16 protein-coding genes and 4 tRNA genes are annotated in these 15587 nt (G+C 75.7%); 9 read left to right on the top strand and 11 right to left on the bottom strand.

The window, feature by feature from the left end; all coding sequences use genetic code 11:
• Positions 1–160: 160 nt before the first annotated feature.
• Together Cph01nite_RS00435 and Cph01nite_RS00430 are read right to left on the bottom strand one after the other, a co-directional pair.
• Complete coding sequence (locus tag Cph01nite_RS00435; protein WP_203670388.1) at positions 161–1735, bottom strand: GTPase; 1575 nt, start codon at positions 1733–1735, stop codon at positions 161–163.
• On the bottom strand, positions 1732–3432 hold the full coding sequence (locus Cph01nite_RS00430; protein ID WP_203670387.1) for a GTPase domain-containing protein: 1701 nt from the start codon (positions 3430–3432) through the stop codon (positions 1732–1734). Before Cph01nite_RS00430 ends, Cph01nite_RS00435 begins: the two co-directional genes overlap by 4 nt.
• A gap of 135 nt (positions 3433–3567) precedes the next feature.
• On the opposite strand from Cph01nite_RS00430, the gene Cph01nite_RS00425 reads away from it, so the two are divergent.
• Positions 3568–3640, top strand: a tRNA-Arg gene (locus tag Cph01nite_RS00425).
• Positions 3641–3675: 35 nt separating this feature from the next.
• Here the strand turns inward: Cph01nite_RS00425 and Cph01nite_RS00420 are convergent.
• Positions 3676–4284, bottom strand: coding sequence for a hypothetical protein (locus Cph01nite_RS00420; RefSeq protein ID WP_203670386.1), 609 nt, complete (start codon positions 4282–4284; stop codon positions 3676–3678).
• Positions 4277–5779 (bottom strand): DUF2079 domain-containing protein, encoded by a 1503-nt coding sequence (locus Cph01nite_RS00415; protein WP_203670385.1) that lies wholly within the window; start codon positions 5777–5779, stop codon positions 4277–4279. Before Cph01nite_RS00415 ends, Cph01nite_RS00420 begins: the two co-directional genes overlap by 8 nt.
• A gap of 185 nt (positions 5780–5964) precedes the next feature.
• On the opposite strand from Cph01nite_RS00415, the gene Cph01nite_RS00410 reads away from it, so the two are divergent.
• Genes Cph01nite_RS00410 through orn form a run of 3 tightly spaced genes read left to right on the top strand, consistent with a single transcriptional unit; the run spans position 5965 to position 7243 of the window.
• Entirely contained in the window at positions 5965–6171 is a 207-nt protein-coding gene (locus Cph01nite_RS00410; protein WP_203670384.1) for a hypothetical protein, read from the top strand.
• 54 nt (positions 6172–6225) lie between these two features.
• A complete protein-coding gene (locus tag Cph01nite_RS00405) occupies positions 6226–6531 on the top strand; it encodes a hypothetical protein (protein WP_203670383.1) in 306 nt (101 codons plus the stop codon).
• Positions 6532–6556: 25 nt separating this feature from the next.
• Positions 6557–7243 carry an oligoribonuclease gene (orn, locus tag Cph01nite_RS00400; protein ID WP_203670382.1) on the top strand — a complete coding sequence of 229 codons (687 nt, stop codon included), beginning with the start codon at positions 6557–6559 and terminating at the stop codon, positions 7241–7243.
• A 52-nt stretch (positions 7244–7295) separates the two neighbouring features.
• On the opposite strand, the gene Cph01nite_RS00395 is transcribed toward orn, so the two are convergent.
• The 3 genes from Cph01nite_RS00395 to Cph01nite_RS00385 form a co-directional block, all read right to left on the bottom strand.
• A tRNA-His gene (locus Cph01nite_RS00395) sits at positions 7296–7369 on the bottom strand.
• A 149-nt stretch (positions 7370–7518) separates the two neighbouring features.
• On the bottom strand, positions 7519–8442 hold the full coding sequence (locus Cph01nite_RS00390) for an ATP-grasp domain-containing protein (protein ID WP_203670381.1): 924 nt from the start codon (positions 8440–8442) through the stop codon (positions 7519–7521).
• A 106-nt stretch (positions 8443–8548) separates the two neighbouring features.
• Positions 8549–9610 carry an ABC transporter ATP-binding protein gene (locus Cph01nite_RS00385; protein WP_373307526.1) on the bottom strand — a complete coding sequence of 354 codons (1062 nt, stop codon included), beginning with the start codon at positions 9608–9610 and terminating at the stop codon, positions 8549–8551.
• A gap of 110 nt (positions 9611–9720) precedes the next feature.
• Between Cph01nite_RS00385 and Cph01nite_RS00380 the strand changes: the two genes are divergently transcribed.
• The 3 genes from Cph01nite_RS00380 (at position 9721) to Cph01nite_RS00370 (ending at position 12303) form a co-directional block, all read left to right on the top strand.
• Positions 9721–10446 carry an ABC transporter permease gene (locus tag Cph01nite_RS00380; RefSeq protein ID WP_203670380.1) on the top strand — a complete coding sequence of 242 codons (726 nt, stop codon included), beginning with the start codon at positions 9721–9723 and terminating at the stop codon, positions 10444–10446.
• Entirely contained in the window at positions 10434–11204 is a 771-nt protein-coding gene (locus tag Cph01nite_RS00375) for an ABC transporter permease (protein ID WP_203670379.1), read from the top strand. Before Cph01nite_RS00380 ends, Cph01nite_RS00375 begins: the two co-directional genes overlap by 13 nt.
• 88 nt (positions 11205–11292) lie before the next feature.
• Positions 11293–12303: a glycine betaine ABC transporter substrate-binding protein gene (locus tag Cph01nite_RS00370; protein WP_203670378.1), complete on the top strand. Its 1011-nt coding sequence runs from the start codon at positions 11293–11295 to the stop codon at positions 12301–12303.
• A gap of 30 nt (positions 12304–12333) precedes the next feature.
• On the opposite strand, the gene Cph01nite_RS00365 is transcribed toward Cph01nite_RS00370, so the two are convergent.
• The 4 genes from Cph01nite_RS00365 to Cph01nite_RS00350 all read right to left on the bottom strand — a co-directional run bounded on the left by Cph01nite_RS00365 (position 12334) and on the right by Cph01nite_RS00350 (position 14839).
• Complete coding sequence (locus Cph01nite_RS00365) at positions 12334–13854, bottom strand: dihydrolipoyl dehydrogenase family protein (protein WP_203670377.1); 1521 nt, start codon at positions 13852–13854, stop codon at positions 12334–12336.
• A gap of 132 nt (positions 13855–13986) precedes the next feature.
• Positions 13987–14062: transfer RNA gene (locus Cph01nite_RS00360), tRNA-Lys, on the bottom strand.
• 78 nt (positions 14063–14140) lie between these two features.
• Positions 14141–14422 carry a hypothetical protein gene (locus tag Cph01nite_RS00355; RefSeq protein WP_203670376.1) on the bottom strand — a complete coding sequence of 94 codons (282 nt, stop codon included), beginning with the start codon at positions 14420–14422 and terminating at the stop codon, positions 14141–14143.
• Between the two features lie 120 nt (positions 14423–14542).
• Positions 14543–14839 carry a GroES family chaperonin gene (locus tag Cph01nite_RS00350; protein ID WP_239068967.1) on the bottom strand — a complete coding sequence of 99 codons (297 nt, stop codon included), beginning with the start codon at positions 14837–14839 and terminating at the stop codon, positions 14543–14545.
• A 128-nt stretch (positions 14840–14967) separates the two neighbouring features.
• Between Cph01nite_RS00350 and bcp the strand changes: the two genes are divergently transcribed.
• On the top strand, positions 14968–15435 hold the full coding sequence (bcp, locus tag Cph01nite_RS00345) for a thioredoxin-dependent thiol peroxidase (RefSeq protein WP_203670374.1): 468 nt from the start codon (positions 14968–14970) through the stop codon (positions 15433–15435).
• Positions 15436–15479: 44 nt separating this feature from the next.
• Positions 15480–15562, top strand: a tRNA-Leu gene (locus Cph01nite_RS00340).
• Positions 15563–15587: the final 25 nt, after the last annotated feature.

Here is a 15587-nt window from a genome sequence, read left to right as displayed (position 1 = left end):
CCCCTGTCTCCAGTGCCCCACGTCCGCAGGGCGACGAGCCGCCATCGTCGACGGCCGCGGTACCGGGACGGGGGCGGGAGCGCACGTCGGTGGACCGGCGTACGGAGGTCGGGGGCTGTGGTCGGCTCGGCGACGCCCGACCGGGACCGCTGACGAGGTCTCAGGCGTCGCCGAGGGCACGCAGCGCCAGCTCGCGCGCGTGCCGGTGCTCCGCCAGGACGTCCTGCGTCGGCGCGAGCAGCCGGCCGCGCGCGGCCGACTCGATCGCCGCCCGCCCGTCGGCGACGACCCGTGCGCCGCGCACGCGGGCCGCTCGACGACGCACACCCGTCGACACCCCCAGGAGCAGCAGGCTCAGCGCGAGCACGCCGGCCACGAGGACCGTCGACGGCAGCCACGGGGCCGACGCCCCCAGGCGGTCCGCCAGCAGCACGCCCGCACCGGCCAGTCCACCGACCCCGGCGACGGCCGCGAGCGCCAGCAGCACCGTCGCGGCGCGCGAGCGGCGCGCGGCCACGGGCACGTGGGCGAGCGCGTCCGTCACGGCCAGTCGCAGCTCGCCGGTCGTGGCGATGCGCTCGCGCAGGTCCGCGGCCCAGCGCTGCGGGAGCCCCTGGGTCACGCTCGCGACCCACGACGCCCGCGCCAGGCCGACGCCGTCCGCGTGCACCTCACCGAGCTGCGGCGGCGACCCGGCGCCCCCGCGGACGGCCGCCGCGACAGCGGCCCCGACGGCGGACAGGCCGGCGGCCGCGGACAGCCGGTCGACGACCACGCCGATCGCGAGCGCGCTCGGCGCGGGCTCGCGCGGCGCGACCTGCGCCTGCACCAGCCGGGCGGCGTCCGCGATCTCGGCGTCCGCGTGCACGGCCGCGACCGACCGGCGCGCGACCGCGTCGGACAGCGCGTCGCGCAACCCGGTGACCCCCTCGCCGGTCACGGCCGAGACCTCGTGGACGAGGACGTCCGGCAGGCCGTCCTCCACGAGGAGGCGACGGACGTCCGCCGCGAGGTCGCCACGCACCGCGGGCGGGACGGTGTCGACCTGGTTGAGGACGAGCAGCATCGACGCGTCCCGCCCGGTCATGCGGCGCAGGTAGCCGGAGTGCAGCGCGTCGTCGGCGTACTTCTGCGGGTCGACGACCCAGACGAGGAGGTCGACCTGCGGCAGCACCCGGTCCACCACCTCGCGGTGCTCGGGCGCGATCGAGTCGTGGTCCGGAAGGTCCAGCAGCACCAGACCCCGCAGGGACGCCTCGCGGTCGCCGTCGAGCAGGCTCTCGCGCTCGATGCGGTGCTCCGGCTCCACACCGATCCAGTCGAGCAGCGGGCCGCCGTCGGCGCCCCACACGCACGCGGTCACCCGCGACGTGGTGGGCCGGCGCACCCCCACGTCGGCGAACTGCAGGCCGCTGACGGCGTTGAACAGGCTCGACTTGCCCGAGCCGGTCCCCCCGGCCAGGGCGACGACGGTGTGGTCGACCCCCAGCGCGAGCCGCTCGCGGACGCGGTCGATGGTGGCCCCCACGCGCTGCACGACGGCCGGGTCGAACCGGGTCCCGCCGACGGCCAGCGCGCCGTCGAGGGCGTCGACCCGCTCGTCGAGCGCGGCCGTGGTGGCGCCGCGCACCGCACCGTCGCCGGGCGCCGGTGCCGCGACCGGGGCGGGCCGTGCCGCGCCCGCGTCGTCCGGGACGGCGGGCAGGGTCGACGTGCTCGTCGGGTCGTCGCTCACGTCAGCCCCTTGAGGACGGCCAGGCGCAGGCGGAGCCGCGACGACGCGTCGGCCGCGAGGTCGGGGTCGTCCAGCGTGCGACCGGCGATGGTCCGCTCCAGGTCCACCTGGGCCCGCGCACGACGCTCCAGGTCGTCGCGCAACGTCGTCACGACGTCGTCGCCGGCCGCACCGAGGAGCGTCCGCATCGCGACCGCCGCCTCGTCGACGCCGGCGGCGGCGGCCAGCGCGAGCGCGGCGAGACCCTCCTCGCCGACCGCCCTGCCGACCTGCGCGCGGCGGCGGGCGTCGGCGCCGCTGCCCGCGAGCGCGACGCGCACGACGCGGGCTCCCTCACCCGTCCACGCCCGCGCGGCCCGTTCGGCCGCCGCGACCCGCGAGGCGTCGCCGTCCGGCCAGCGCGCGAGCACCGAGGCCGCCCCGGGCGGGGCCGACGGCCCGGTGAGGGCGCCGCGCAGCGCGTCGCTCCCCCGCTGCCCGACGGCCGTGAGCACCGCGGTGGTCGACTCCGTGAGGTCGCCGACGAGCGGCACGACCGCAGCACCGCGCGCCCGGGCGGTGCGCGCCGACCCCCGCACGCGGCCCGACCGGCCCACCAGACGCGAGAACGGCGCCCCCTTGGCGACCAGCTCGGCCCACCGGGCCCGCACCGCGCCGTCGGCCACCGCGCCCGACCGGATCGTGGCCGCGGCCGCGTCGCCCGGGTCGCCCGTCGCGTCGTCGAGCACCGACCCGATGCGCTCCGCCGCGTCGGCCTGGTCCTGCACCGCCTCCGCGAGCTCGTCGACCCACGGTCGCAGCGCCGCGAGCGCGCCGCGCAGCGTGCGGGCCACGACGGTCCGGGCGCGGTCCGGGCCGGCGAGCATCGTCAGCCAGCGCAGGACCGGGGCGACGACGGCCGTGGTCAGCGGGCCCGAGTGCGGGCCGACGTCCGGGATGACGAACAGCGGCGACCCCGCCAGCCCGTGCGTGCGCAGCCGGTCGAGCAGGTCCCCGCGCACGGTGGTCATCGAGGCCGCGGGCACCCGGTTGAGCACCATCGCGACCGACGTGCTGCGCTCGACCGCGGACCGCAGCACCTGCCACGGCAGCGCGTCGCCGTACCGGGAGGCCGTGGTGACGAACAGCCACAGGTCGGCGGCCTCGAGCAGGCGGTGGGCGGTGTCGCGGTTGGAGTCCAGCACGGAGTCCAGGTCGGGGGCGTCGAGGATCGCGATCCCCCGCGGCACCGTGTCCGCCGCGACGGCCTCGACCTCGTCCAGCACCGGGTGGTGCGACAGCAGGTCGGCGTCGAGCGGGTGGTGCACCAGCACCGGCTCGCGCGTCGTCGGGCGCAGCACGCCCGCCGCGCTCACCTCGCGTCCCACGAGCGAGTTCACCAGGGTCGACTTGCCGGCGCCCGTGGACCCGGCGACCACGACGACGGCCGGCGCGGACAGCTCCGTCAGGCGCGGCACGAGGTGCTCGTCGAGCTGGTCGACCAGCCGCGCGCGGGACGCGCGCGCCTCCTCGACGCCTGCGATCTCGAGCGGGAAGGTCGTCGCCTCCACGTCGCGCCGCAGGTCGCGCACGGCGTCGAGGAGCGACGTCTGCGCGAGCGGCCGCGCCAGGATCTGGGCAGCCGCCGACGGCTCGTCGAGGTGGCCCGGCGCAGGCACGGTCGTCTGCGCAGGCACGGTTCCGGGCTGCGCACTCACAGGACCATTGTCGGTGCCACATCTGACCAGGCCAAACGCGGCGCGCGGGTGACACGCCGCGGGTCTGCCGACGGACGGCCCGCCCGGGCCGTGCTCGGCCCCTCCGGCGGGGTCCCACTACGCTGGACGCCACTGGCCTCCGTAGCTCAATGGATAGAGCAACGGCCTTCTAATCCGTAGGTTGCAGGTTCGAGTCCTGCCGGGGGCGCCGACCGCATATGCCGACCGCGTGGGCCGACCGCGTCACGCGAACGCGAGGTAGAAGGCCAGGTGCAGCGCGAGCAGCACGTGCAGGGTGCCCAGGCGGGCACGCACCACCGCGAGCACCGCTCCCAGCGCCAGCATCGCGAGCGAGGCGACCGGCCGGTCGAGGCCGAACCTGTCGGGCAGCACCCACGCGTGACCCGCCCAGAACGTCACCGCCACGACCCCGACCGCCCACGGCGTGGACAGCCGCCGTCCGACGTGGTGCTGGAGGAGGCCGAACGTCAGGACGTCCTGCCACAGCACCGACGCCGCCATCCACGCCATGTAGACCCCCACGGGCAGGCCCAGGCCGTAGTGGAACGGCAGGGCCACGGCGAGCGCGGCCGGCAGGACGTAGACCCAGCAGGCGCGCGAGGGCGCCACCAGCGACCGCGCCAGGTCACGGTGCGCAGCCAGGAGCACCGCCAGGACGACGAGCGCCACGGCGCTCTCGACCAGCACGGACGTCCCGTCGTCGTCGGTGACGAGCCGCCCGAGCCCACGGGCGTGGAGCCCGGGCGTCAGCCACCACAGCGCGAGCCACACCGCGCACGCGGCGGGCACCACGACGGCGGGCGCGCGCGTGGCGGCGTCGTCGTCAGCCATCGCCGACGTGGCGGGCCACCTCGTAGCCGTCCTGCACGTGCACCACCTCGAACGGCACACCGGGATGCAGCAGCTGGGCGACCTGCAGCACGTCGCCCCACTCCTGCGGCGTGCCGCCCGCCTGCCGGTCGATCAGCAGGTAGTCCGGCACGGGGTTGGTGTTGCCCAGGTAGTACACGTCGGTGCGGTCCACGAGGTACGACATCAGCCCGACGTCCGTCTCCACGACGACGCCGTCGGGGATCACCGCCAGCGTGTCCCGGGCCGCCTGGGCGCGGGGCGCCGCGAAGTGCGTGCCCGGGTCGGTCAGCTGCCACAGCGGCAGCTGCGGCAGCAGCATGAGGGAGGCCGTCAGCCCCACCACGGGCGCGTACCTGCTGTACCTGCGCAGCCACCGCACCCGTCCGCGCCGCGCGCGGTCGATGCCGTCGAGCATCGCCACGAAGGCGATCGGCATGAGCACGGCGCTGTAGTGCCACGTCGGCTCCCAGTACCCGGGCTCGGCCGACAGGAAGCGCCAGCCCAGCGTCGGGGCGGCGACGAGCACGAACGGCGAGCGCAGCGCGATCGCCCCGGTGACGACGACGAGCAGCCAGAGCGTGTAGCCCTTCGCCGGGGCGTACAGCGCGAGCGGGTCCGCCAGCGCGGCCGCCAGGTCGAGCCGCGACCCGTACGCCCACGCACCGTCGGGGTTGAGCGCCGGCAGGACGACGCGCGTCGCCAGGACGAACCCCCCGACACCCCACGCCGACAGCCACAGCAGCGCGGGCCGGCGCGCCCGCCACGCGAGGACGAGCCCCAGGACCGCGGTCGTCAGCCCCAGGTCCTCCTTGACGAGCACGAGCAGGGCGCCGGCGACGACGGCGGTGCGCCACCGCTCGCGCAGCGTCGCCGTCAGGGCGACCGCCAGCAGCGGCACGGCGAACGCGATCTCGTGGAACTGCGCCTCGACGGCGTACTGCAGGCCCCAGCTGAGGCCGCACGCCACGCCGACGAGGCCACCGACCACACGCCCCAGCAGCGGCACGGCGGCGCGCGCGACGACCGCGGCCGTGATCCCGAACAGCACGTTCTGCACCACGAGCAGCGTGAGCGCGTGCGGGAAGACGGCGTACACCGGGCCGAGGAGCACGAGCAGGGGGTGGAAGTGGTCGCCCAGCAGGTGGTAGTCGGGGCCCTTGATGTGGACGATCGGCGCCTCGAGGGCGGCGTAGCGCGACGCCAGCTGCGTGAAGATCCCCAGGTCCCACGACCGCACCACGAACGCCTGCCACTGGGCGACCGAGTAGACCGTGAAGAGCCCCGCGACCAGCAGCCCGACCCCGGCAGGCAGCACCCAGACCTGCGCGACCGCGCGGGCACGCGCGCCGCGGGTCGCCTGCCGGTCGTCGGGCGCTGCGTCGTCGGGCGCTGCGGTGGTCGCGCTCTCGTCCGGAGCCGCCGGCGGGACCTCGTCGTCCACCTCGACCGCGGGCGCAGGCTCTCGCGTCGTCACGTCACCTCCAGCGGGATGCGTCGGCGGGCGACCCACCGGTGGACGCCAGGAATCCTGCCACGCGGGCCCCGACGCCGGAAATGTGGTGACACCACCCCCGCGGTTCTGGTGCGCTGGCACCACCCACCCACCACGGCGCACACCCCTTCCCGGGGTGCGCACCGTCATGCCCCGAGGAGCACACCATGCATCCCCTCACCACCTTCGAGGTCCACCGCCAGGAGCAGGCCGACCTGCTGCGCCGGGCCGCCCTGCTGCGCGAGCGCGAGCGCGTCGCCGGACCACGTGACGACGCCCGCGGTCGACCACCGGATCCGCGGCGTGCCAGGCCCCGTCCCCGCGCGTCCGTCGCGGCGTCGTGGTCCCCCGCGGCCTGGCACGTGGCACCATGACCTCGTGCTCACGCCCGCCCGCCGCGTCCCCGCTGCGGGCGGGCGTCGCGCGTGATGGGCCGCCACGACGGACGGGCGGCGGAGCCGGCAGCCCGCGGGTACGTACGGCTCGGGCGGGCCGTCGCGCGGTGGTCGGGTCGCCTGCTCCTCGGCGCGTTCGCCGGCGGCGTGGTGCTCGCGGCGACGCTCTGGGCCGGGACCTCCTGGGAGGCCGCCCGGGCGCTCGGTGGCGCGGCCGCCGTGCTCGTCGTCGTGGCGAGCGCGCTCGCAGGGACGCTGCCCGCGGTCCCGGAGCCCGCACCACCCGCCGTCCAGGACGGTCCGGGGACGCGCCGCACCGAGCCCCGCGACGACCGCTGACGCACCGGCGTCCTAGTCTGTCGGCGTGACGAGCACCGCCGACGACGCACCGACCCCTGCCGCCCCCTCCGGTGGTGGCCACTCCAGCGCCGACCGCATCGTGTGGGTGGACTGCGAGATGACCGGGCTCGACCTGGTCCACGACGCCCTCGTCGAGGTCGCGGCCGTGGTCACCGACTCCGAGCTCAACGTGCTCGGCGAGGGGGTCGACGTGGTCGTCGCACCGCCGCCCGAGGCGCTGGCGCAGATGGGCGACTACGTGCGCACGATGCACACGACCTCGGGGCTGCTGCCCGAGCTCGAGCACGGCGTCAGCCTCGCCGACGCGCAGGCCCAGGTGCTCGACTACATCCGCACGTGGGTCCCCGACCCGGGCAGGGCACCGCTCGCGGGCAACTCGGTCGGCACCGACAAGGCCTTCCTCGACCGCGACATGCCCGAGCTGGTCGGGCACCTGCACTACCGGATCGTCGACGTCTCCTCGATCAAGGAGCTCGCGCGCCGCTGGTACCCCCGCGTGTACTTCGCCGCGCCGGAGAAGAACGGCGGGCACCGGGCGCTCGCCGACATCCTCGAGAGCATCGACGAGCTGCGCTACTACCGCGCGGCGCTGCTGCCGGCCGCCCCGGGCCCCGACTCCGGCCAGGCGCGCAGGATCGCCGCCGAGGTCGTCGCGACGAGCGTCAAGCGGGGGCTGCTGCCCGGCTCCTGATGCCGGGAACGCCGCAGGGCGCCGACCGTGAGGTCGACGCCCTGCGCTGCTGGGTGGCTAACGGGACTTGAACCCGCGACCCCCTGGACCACAACCAGGTGCTCTACCAGGCTGAGCTATAGCCACCACGGTGCCGGAGGACCGCCTCCCGGAGGAGCAGGTCGCACAGCACCTGGACCGACGCGAGCGCCGGGCCGACGACGAGTGTAGCGGGTGCTGCGCCGACCTTCGTCACGCAAGGGCCCCCGCGGGCCGTGGTCGGTGTGCGAGACGCGTCACAGCCGGGCGGCGACCGCGTCCGCGAACCTCTCCGCGGCCCCCGGCGCGTGCTCGAAGAACAGCGACGGCTCCGCGAGCTCGACCTCCAGGACGACCGGGCGTCCCTCGTCGTCGGGGATGAGGTCGACGCGGGTGTACAGCAGCGGCGCCCGGTCGGGGAACACCTGCGCGAGCTCGGCGACGACGAGGTCCCCCAGGGCGCGCTCCTGCTCGCTGACGTCCCGCGCCGCCAGGACGCGCTCGCGGAACATCACGCCCTCGGTCTCCCCCGCGCGGTACGGGCCCTCGAGCAGCGGCTCCTTGCGCACGGCGTGGCTGAACTGGCCGTCGACGTAGACGAGCGCGCTCTCGCCGTGCGTGTCGACCTGGGTGAGGTAGCGCTGCAGCATGACGCGCCGCCCGACGGCGAGCAGGTTCTTGGTGTGCGTGATCGCCAGGGACCGCGAGGGTGTCTGCCCGGCGTCGTACCGCCCGGTGTCCCGCGAGCCCGCGCTGACGGTCGGCTTGATGACGAAGTCGCCGAACGCCGGGAACCGCGTGTGGATGGCGCGCGCGTTGAGGTTGCGCTCCGGGTCGAGCCAGATGGTCGGGACGATGGGGATGCCCCGCTGCTCGAGGTCGCGCAGGTACGTCTTGTCGATGTTCCAGGCCACGACGTCGGCCGGGTTGAGCAGGGTCGACGTGCGCTCCACGCGGCGGGTCCAGTCGGCGAACTGCGTGGGCCGGTCCGTGTAGTCCCAGGTCGAGCGGATGAGCACGTGCGGGTACGCCGACCAGTCCACGGTCGGGTCGTCCCACACGACGACGTCCGTGGGCACGCCGCGCTCGGACAGCGCCGCCCGCAGCGGCAGGTCGTCGGGGTCGAGCTGCGGCAGCTGGGCGCACGTGGCGAGGGCAAGGCGTGCGGTGGGTTCGCTCACGTCAGGCACTGTACCCACGCCGTGTGACGTCCACGCTCCGGGCGTGTGACGCCCAGGCGCGGCGAGGGCGGCCGTGGACGGCGCCGAGGCCCCCGCGACGACGAGGTCAGGCCGCCCCGGAGTCCGCCGCGGTGAGGCGGTGCAGGGCACGCACGATGCTCCCGGCCGACGCCGCGCCCACGACGCCGCCCGTCTCGTCGAGCACCACCAGGCTGCCGTCGCCGGGTCCGGCGACGGCGTCGGTCAGCGCGGCGACGACGTCGCCGAGCTCGGCGCCCAGGCGGACGGTCGGGCCGGCAGCGGGCGACGACGCGTCGAACCGGAACGGCGCGTCGTCCAGGTCGACGCGCTCCAGCCGGCCGAGCGCGAGCAGGCGCGCGGTACGCCCCCGTCCGACGAGGTCGGCGACCGCCGGCGACGCCGGGCGCGCGACGACCTCCAGCGGCGGGGCCAGCTGCTCGACGCGCGCGCCGTGGCTGAGCACGACGACGCGGTCGGCCATGCGCACGGCCTCGTCGATGTCGTGCGTGACCATCATCACCGTCGTGCCCAGGTCCCGCTGGAGGCGGATGAACTCCTGCTGCAGCCGGGCGCGGCCCACCGGGTCCACCGCGCCGAACGGCTCGTCCATCAGCAGGACCGGCGGGTCGGTCGCCAGGGCACGGGCGACGCCGACGCGCTGGCGCTCCCCGCCCGAGAGCTCGTGCGGCCAGCGCGTCGCGTACCGCGCCGGGTCGAGGCCGACGAGCGTGAGCAGCTCGGCCACGCGGTCGCGGGTCCGGCGACGGTCCCACCCCAGCAGGGAGGGCACGGTGGCGACGTTCTGGGCGACGGTGCGGTGCGGGAACAGCCCGACGTTCTGGATGACGTAGCCGATGCGGCGGCGCAGCGCGACGGGGTCGACGTCGGTGACGTCCTCCTCGCCCAGCACGATGCGGCCGGCCGTCGGCTCGACCAGGCGGTTGGCCATCCGCAGCGTGGTCGACTTGCCGCACCCCGACGGCCCGACCAGCACCAGCAGCTCGTGCTCACGCACCGCGAGCGACAGGTCGTCGACGGCGACCGAGCCCGCGTACTCCTTGCGCACGGCGTCGAAGCGGATCGCGACGGCTCCCCCGCCGTCGCGACCCGTGGTCGTCTGCTCGGCTCCCGCCACGGACCTCGTCACGGTCAGCGACGCTAGCGAAAGCCGCCGACAGCCGCGCGCCGGAGGCCGGGCCGGCGCGCGCGGCGCCGTCCGCCGCGCGCGTGTCGGAGGTCGTCAGTAGTTTCGAGCCCATGCTGTCCGGTCCGGTCGTCGCGGCCGCCGCCAACCCGTGGTTCTCGTGGGACTACCTCGAGCGCAACGGGGCCGACGTGCTGCGCCACACGCAGCAGCACGCGTCCCTCACGGCCCAGGCGGTGCTCATCGCGTTCGTGGTCGCGCTGCCGCTCGCGGCGCTCGCGCACGCCCGCCCGCGGCTGGCGGGCCCCGTGCTGGCCACGACCGGTGTCCTGTACACGATCCCGTCCCTGGCCCTGTTCGCGGTCCTGGCACCGGTCACCGGCATCGGTCGCACCACCGTCCTCATCGGGCTGGTGGTGTACGCGCTGCTCGTGCTCGTGCGCAACGTGCTGGTCGGCCTGCAGGGCGTCGACCCGGCCGTCCGGGACGCCGCCCGGGGCATGGGCTACGGACGGCTGCGCCTGCTCGTGCGCGTCGAGCTCCCGCAGGCCGTCCCGGCGATCGTCGCGGGCCTGCGGCTGGCGACCGTCAGCACGGTCGCCCTCGTCACCGTGGGGGTCGTCGTGGGCTACGGCGGGCTGGGACAGCTGATGTTCCGCGGCTTCCGCAGCAACTACCACGCCGAGGTCATGACGGCCACGGTCCTGTGCCTGGTCCTCGCGCTGGTCGCGGACCTCGCGCTCGCGCTGCTCGGGCGCCTCCTGACCCCGTGGCGGCGGTCCTCCCGCGTCCGAACCACCGGCGCGGACCACCCCGGGGAGGCCGCGTGGACGTCCTGACCGAGGCGCTGCTCTGGCTCAACGACCCCCTCAACTGGACCGGCCGGCAGGGGGTGCTCGCGCTGACCCGCACCCACCTGGAGGTCTCGGCCGCTGCCGTCGCCATCGCGCTGGTCGTCGCCCTGCCCCTCGGGCTGTGGTTGGGCCACCGCGGCCGCGGTGCGACCGTCGGCGTCGTCGTCGCCAACACCACGCGCGCGCTGCCGACGCTCGCCCTGCTGACGCTCCTCGCCGCGACCGGCTGGTTCGGCAACACGGCCACCGCCCTGGCGTGCGCCGTCTTCGCGGTCCCCCCGATCCTCGCCAACGCCGTCACGGGCGTCGGCGGCGTGGACCCCGACGCCCGCGACGCAGCTCGCGGTCTGGGGATGTCCGGCGCGCGCGTGCTGTGGAGCGTCGAGGTGCCGCTCGCGATCCCCCTGATCGCCGCCGGGATCCGTACCGGGGCCGTCCAGGTCCTGGCCACCGTGCCGCTCGCCGCGCTCGTCGGTGGCACCAGCCTCGGCACGGTCGTCGTGAGCGGGTTTGCGACCCAGCGGTACGGCAAGGCGCTCGCGGGCGGCATCCTGGTGGCCGGCCTGTGCCTGCTGGTCGAGGGCCTGCTGGCGGTGCTCGAGCGCGTGGTGACGCCGCCCGGCCTGCGTCGCCGGTCCCGCGACGCCGCGGGCGAGGGCCGCACACGCACGCGCCGCACGCGTCCCGCTCCGGTTGCCGTCGCGGCCGCGCGCGGTTCGAATGATCCCGCGACGCCGCCCTGACCGGCGGGCCCGCCCCGATCGGCCGGGTCGACCCGACCCACCGCACGACCACGTCGCACCCCGCGTCGCACCGATGAAGGAGATCTTGATGCGCACCAGCCCGCGCACCCGCACGCTCGGCGTCCTGGCCGCCGCCGTCCTCGCGCTCAGCGCGTGCGGCACGCCCGGGTCCGGCGGCGGGCAGGCCGAGTCCGACCCCACCAGCGCGTCGGGCCTGCCCGCCTGCGAGCCCGTGGCCGGCGAGACCCTCGTCGTCCTCGAGGACGACCAGGGCCTGCAGAACGCCGACAACGTGATCCCCGCGGTCAACGCGCAGGTCGCGTCCGACCACCCCCAGGTCGTCGAGCTGCTCGACGCCGTCTCCGAGGCCCTCGACACCGACCGTCTCATCCAGCTCAACCGGGCCGTCGACGTCGACCGTCGCACCTCCAGCGAGGTGGCCGCGGAGTTCGTCACCGACGAGTCGCTGGAGTCCCCTGACCCGGCGGTGGGCACGGGCACCAGCCTGACGGTCGGCGCGGCCAACTTCTCCGAGAGCATCACGCTCGCCGAGATCTATGCGCAGGTCCTGCGCAGCGCAGGCTTCGACGCGCAGGCCCAGACGATCGGCGCGCGCGAGACGTACCTGCCGGCTCTGCAGTCAGGCGAGATCGCGGTCGTCCCGGAGTACGCCGCCACGCTCGTGACGTACCTCAACGCCCAGGCCAACGGGGCCGACGCGCCCTCGGTGGCGTCCAGCGACGTCGACGAGACCGTCGCCGCGCTCGTCCCGCTCGCCGAGCAGAGCGGGCTCGTCGTGGGCGTCGCGTCCGCGGCGCAGGACCAGAACGCCTTCGCGGTGACCGCGGAGTTCGCGGCCGAGCACGACCTGACGACGCTCTCGGACCTGGCGGCCAGCTGCGGGGGCGTCGTTCTCGCCGGCCCGCCCGAGTGCCCGGAGCGGCCGTTCTGCCAGATCGGCCTCGAGGAGACCTACGGTCTGGAGGTCGGCGAGTTCAAGTCCTACGACTTCGCGCTCATCGGTCAGGCGGTGCGCCAGGGCGACGCCGCCGTCGGCCTGGTGACGTCCTCGGACGGCTCGCTGTCCACCGGCGACTGACCGACGCACCGCCTCGCGGAGGCGGCGGGCTCAGCGGCCCGCCGCCTCCAGCAGGCGCAGCCACACCTCGCTGAGCGTGGGGTACGACGGCACCGCGTGCCACAGCCGTGACAGCGGCACCTCGCCCACCACGGCCACCGTGGCGGCATGGAGCATGTCGGCCACGTCGGGCCCGACGAACGTCGCCCCGACGACGACGTCGCGCGACGTGTCCACGACGATCTGCGCCCGCCCCGCGTAGTCCGCCGCGGTGACGCTCGCGGCCGCGAGGTCGCCCAGCTCGTACGCGTACACCTCGACCGCCGTCCCGCCGTCGCGGGCCCCCTGCGCCGTCGGCCCGACCCAGGCGACCTGCGGCCGGGTGAAGACCACCTGCGGCACGGCCGACGAGTCGGCCGTCGCGCGGTAGCGGGACCAGGGCGCAGCGTCCGCCTCACCCTGCCGCGACAACCCGTGCGGCACAGCCCCGTCCGCCGCCTCGGCCGCGGGGCGCGGGTCGAACCGGGCCGCGAGGACGTCCCCGACGACGCGGGCGTCGTACTTGCCCTGGTGCGTGGTCGCCGTGCGGCCCGTGACGTCACCGGCCGCGAACAACCACCCGCCGCCGACCCCCTGCACCTGGAGGCGGTCGTCGACCTCGAGCGCGTCCCCGGGCCGCAGCCCCAGCACCTCGAGGCCGAGGTCGTCCGTGGCTGGACGACGTCCCGTGGCGACCAGCACCTCGTCGACCGTCAACCGACCCGGCAGGGCCACGCCCGTCTCCCCCTGCCCGCCCTGCCCCGACACGGGCCGCTGCTCCACGACGAGGTGCACCCCGTCGTCGTCCCGCGAGGCCGAGGTCACCGAGGCCCCGAACGCGACGCGCACGCCGGCGGCGGCCAGGCCGCGGGCGACCGCCTCTCCCGCGAACGGCTCCGCCGACGCCAGCAGGCGATCGCCGCGCACCAGGACGGTCACCTCGCTGCCGAGGTCGGAGAACGCCGTCGCGAGCTCGGTGGCCACCACGCCACCGCCGACGACCGCGAGCCGCGCGGGCACGCGGTGCGCGGACGTCGACTCACGGCTCGTCCACGCGCGCACGCCGGCGAACACCTCGGGCACGACCGCGACCGACCCCGTCGCCACGACCACCGCACGGCGGGCGGTGACGGCCCGCACGGTGCCGTCGGCGGCCTCCACGGCGAGCGCACGCGGCCCGGTGAACCGCGCGCGTCCCCGCAGCAGCGTCAGACCGGCGCCCTCGACCCACGCGACCTGGCCGGCGTCGTCCCAGTGCGCCGCGACCTCGTCGCGGCGCGCGAGCACAGCGGCCACGTCGAGCTGCCCGACGGCGCCGATGCCGGGGACGGCGCGGGCCGCGGCGCGCGCGTCACCCGGGCGCAGCAGCGCCTTCGACGGCATGCACGCCCAGTACGAGCACTCTCCCCCGACCAGCGCGTGCTCCACGACCGCGACGCTCAGACCGGTCCGGGACGCCCGGTCGGCGACGTTCTCACCGACGGCACCGGCGCCCAGCACCACCACGTCGAACTCGTCCGACTCCTCGGTCATCGTGCCTCCGCTCACCCGGGTCCGTTGCGCCCATCGTGGCGCGGGTGAGGAGCGCGTGCGCGACGAACGCGCCAGAACCGATCTGCGGGAACGACGCAGCCCCGTCAGGGCGACCTGACGGGGCTGCGTGGCTGGTACGCCCCCCGGGACTCGAACCCGGAACCCGCTGATTAAGAGTCAGCTGCTCTGCCAGTTGAGCTAGAGGCGCGCGGCTCGAAGAGATTAGCAGGATCCCGGGGCAGGGGTCGAACCGGATCGGGCCCGTCGACGCCGTCTGTGACGACGCTCACGCGCCGGGCGCCTCCGGGTCGACCGGCGGCCGCCACCACTCCTCCTCCGGCAGCCCCTCCTCGTCCAGCAGCTCCGCCGAGGTCTCACCCGTGGGGCTCAGGAGGTCCGCCAGCAGGGTCAGCGGCACGTGCTCCGCGAGCAGCTCCTGGGCGTGCTGCGCGGCGTCCACGCCGAGCACCACCACGGGCTCGCCGTCCTCGGGCGGGTCACCGCCCGCACCCGGCGGGTCCTGCGGCGCCCGCTGACCAGAGTCGTCCGGCACGTTGCGCTCGTCCATCGTCGACCTCGTCTCGCGCGGGATCCGGATCGCGGCACCTACCTGAACATCGGACCACATCGACGGGCGACGTACACGCCGACACGTGCCTCGCACGAGGTCTCCCGGACGTGCCGTCCGTCACAGGTACAGGCCGGTCCCCTCGCCCGCGGCACGCGGGTCCGCGACGCCGTGCACGTCCTTCTCCCGCAGCAGCAGGTACGTGCGGCCGGACAGCTCGACCTCGGCGCGGTCCTCGGGGTCGAAGAGCACGCGATCGCCCACCTGGACCTGACGCACGTGCTCGCCCGCCGCGACGACGGCCGCCCAGGCGAGCCGCTTGCCCATCGCCGCCGTGGCCGGGATGAGGATCCCGCCGCCGGTGCGACGCTCGGCGGCGTCGGCGTCCAGCTCCACCAGGAGCCGGTCGTTGAGCATGCGCAGGGGCAGGTCCCGGCCCGCGTCCGCCCGCGGGGTCTCGCTGAGTGCACTCACGTCGCCGACGCTACCCCCCGGCGATCTAGGCTGGCGCACGTCGTCCCCACCCCCGACCCGCAGGAGTGACCATGCCCCGCCTCGCCGTCGGAGACCCCGCACCCGAGCTCGCCCTGGAGAGCACCACCGGGGACCGGGTCTCCCTGCAGGACCTGCGCGGCCGCTCGGTCGTCGTGTACTTCTACCCGGCGGCCGGCACCCCCGGCTGCACCAAGCAGGCGTGCGACTTCCGCGACTCCCTCGCGTCGTTGACCGCCGCCGGGTACACCGTGCTCGGCGTCTCGCCGGACCCCGTGGACGCGCTCGCGAAGTTCGCGCAGGACGAGGCGCTGACGTTCCCCCTGCTGTCCGACCCGGACCACGGGACCCTCGAGGCCTGGGGCGCGTGGGGCGAGAAGACGATGTACGGCCGCACGACGACCGGGGTCATCCGGTCGACGGTCGTGGTCGGCCCCGACGGCACGGTGACCCTCGCCCAGTACAACGTGCGCGCCACCGGCCACGTCGCCAAGCTGCGCCGCGACCTCGGCATCGACTGACCGCGGGACCCGGGCGCGGCTCGCGTGCCAGACTCGGGACGCACGCGGGAGTGGTGAAACGGCAGCCACGCCAGGTTTAGGTCCTGGTGCCCGCAAGGGCGTGCGGGTTCGACTCCCGTCTCCCGCACGACGACGGGGCCGGGACGCGCACG

The organism is Cellulomonas phragmiteti (assembly GCF_016862775.1).
Lineage (GTDB): Bacteria > Actinomycetota > Actinomycetes > Actinomycetales > Cellulomonadaceae > Cellulomonas > Cellulomonas phragmiteti.
The sequence above is the reverse complement of the archived record's forward strand: the minus strand, read 5'-3'. Positions and strand labels throughout refer to the sequence as shown.

Coding starts and splice junctions, on each gene's coding strand:
- Cph01nite_RS00365 (WP_203670377.1), bottom strand. CDS start 13,854: ATGACCGAGGAGTCGGACGAGTTCGACGTGGTGGTGCTGGGCGCCGGT.
- Cph01nite_RS00350 (WP_239068967.1), bottom strand. CDS start 14,839: ATGCTCAACGACCGGCTCCTGGTGGAGCTGGACGCCGACGCCGCCGAG.
- Cph01nite_RS00410 (WP_203670384.1), top strand. CDS start 5,965: ATGCATCCCCTCACCACCTTCGAGGTCCACCGCCAGGAGCAGGCCGAC.
- Cph01nite_RS00355 (WP_203670376.1), bottom strand. CDS start 14,422: ATGGACGAGCGCAACGTGCCGGACGACTCTGGTCAGCGGGCGCCGCAG.
- Cph01nite_RS00380 (WP_203670380.1), top strand. CDS start 9,721: ATGCTGTCCGGTCCGGTCGTCGCGGCCGCCGCCAACCCGTGGTTCTCG.
- bcp (WP_203670374.1), top strand. CDS start 14,968: ATGCCCCGCCTCGCCGTCGGAGACCCCGCACCCGAGCTCGCCCTGGAG.
- Cph01nite_RS00405 (WP_203670383.1), top strand. CDS start 6,226: ATGGGCCGCCACGACGGACGGGCGGCGGAGCCGGCAGCCCGCGGGTAC.
- Cph01nite_RS00370 (WP_203670378.1), top strand. CDS start 11,293: ATGCGCACCAGCCCGCGCACCCGCACGCTCGGCGTCCTGGCCGCCGCC.
- Cph01nite_RS00420 (WP_203670386.1), bottom strand. CDS start 4,284: ATGGCTGACGACGACGCCGCCACGCGCGCGCCCGCCGTCGTGGTGCCC.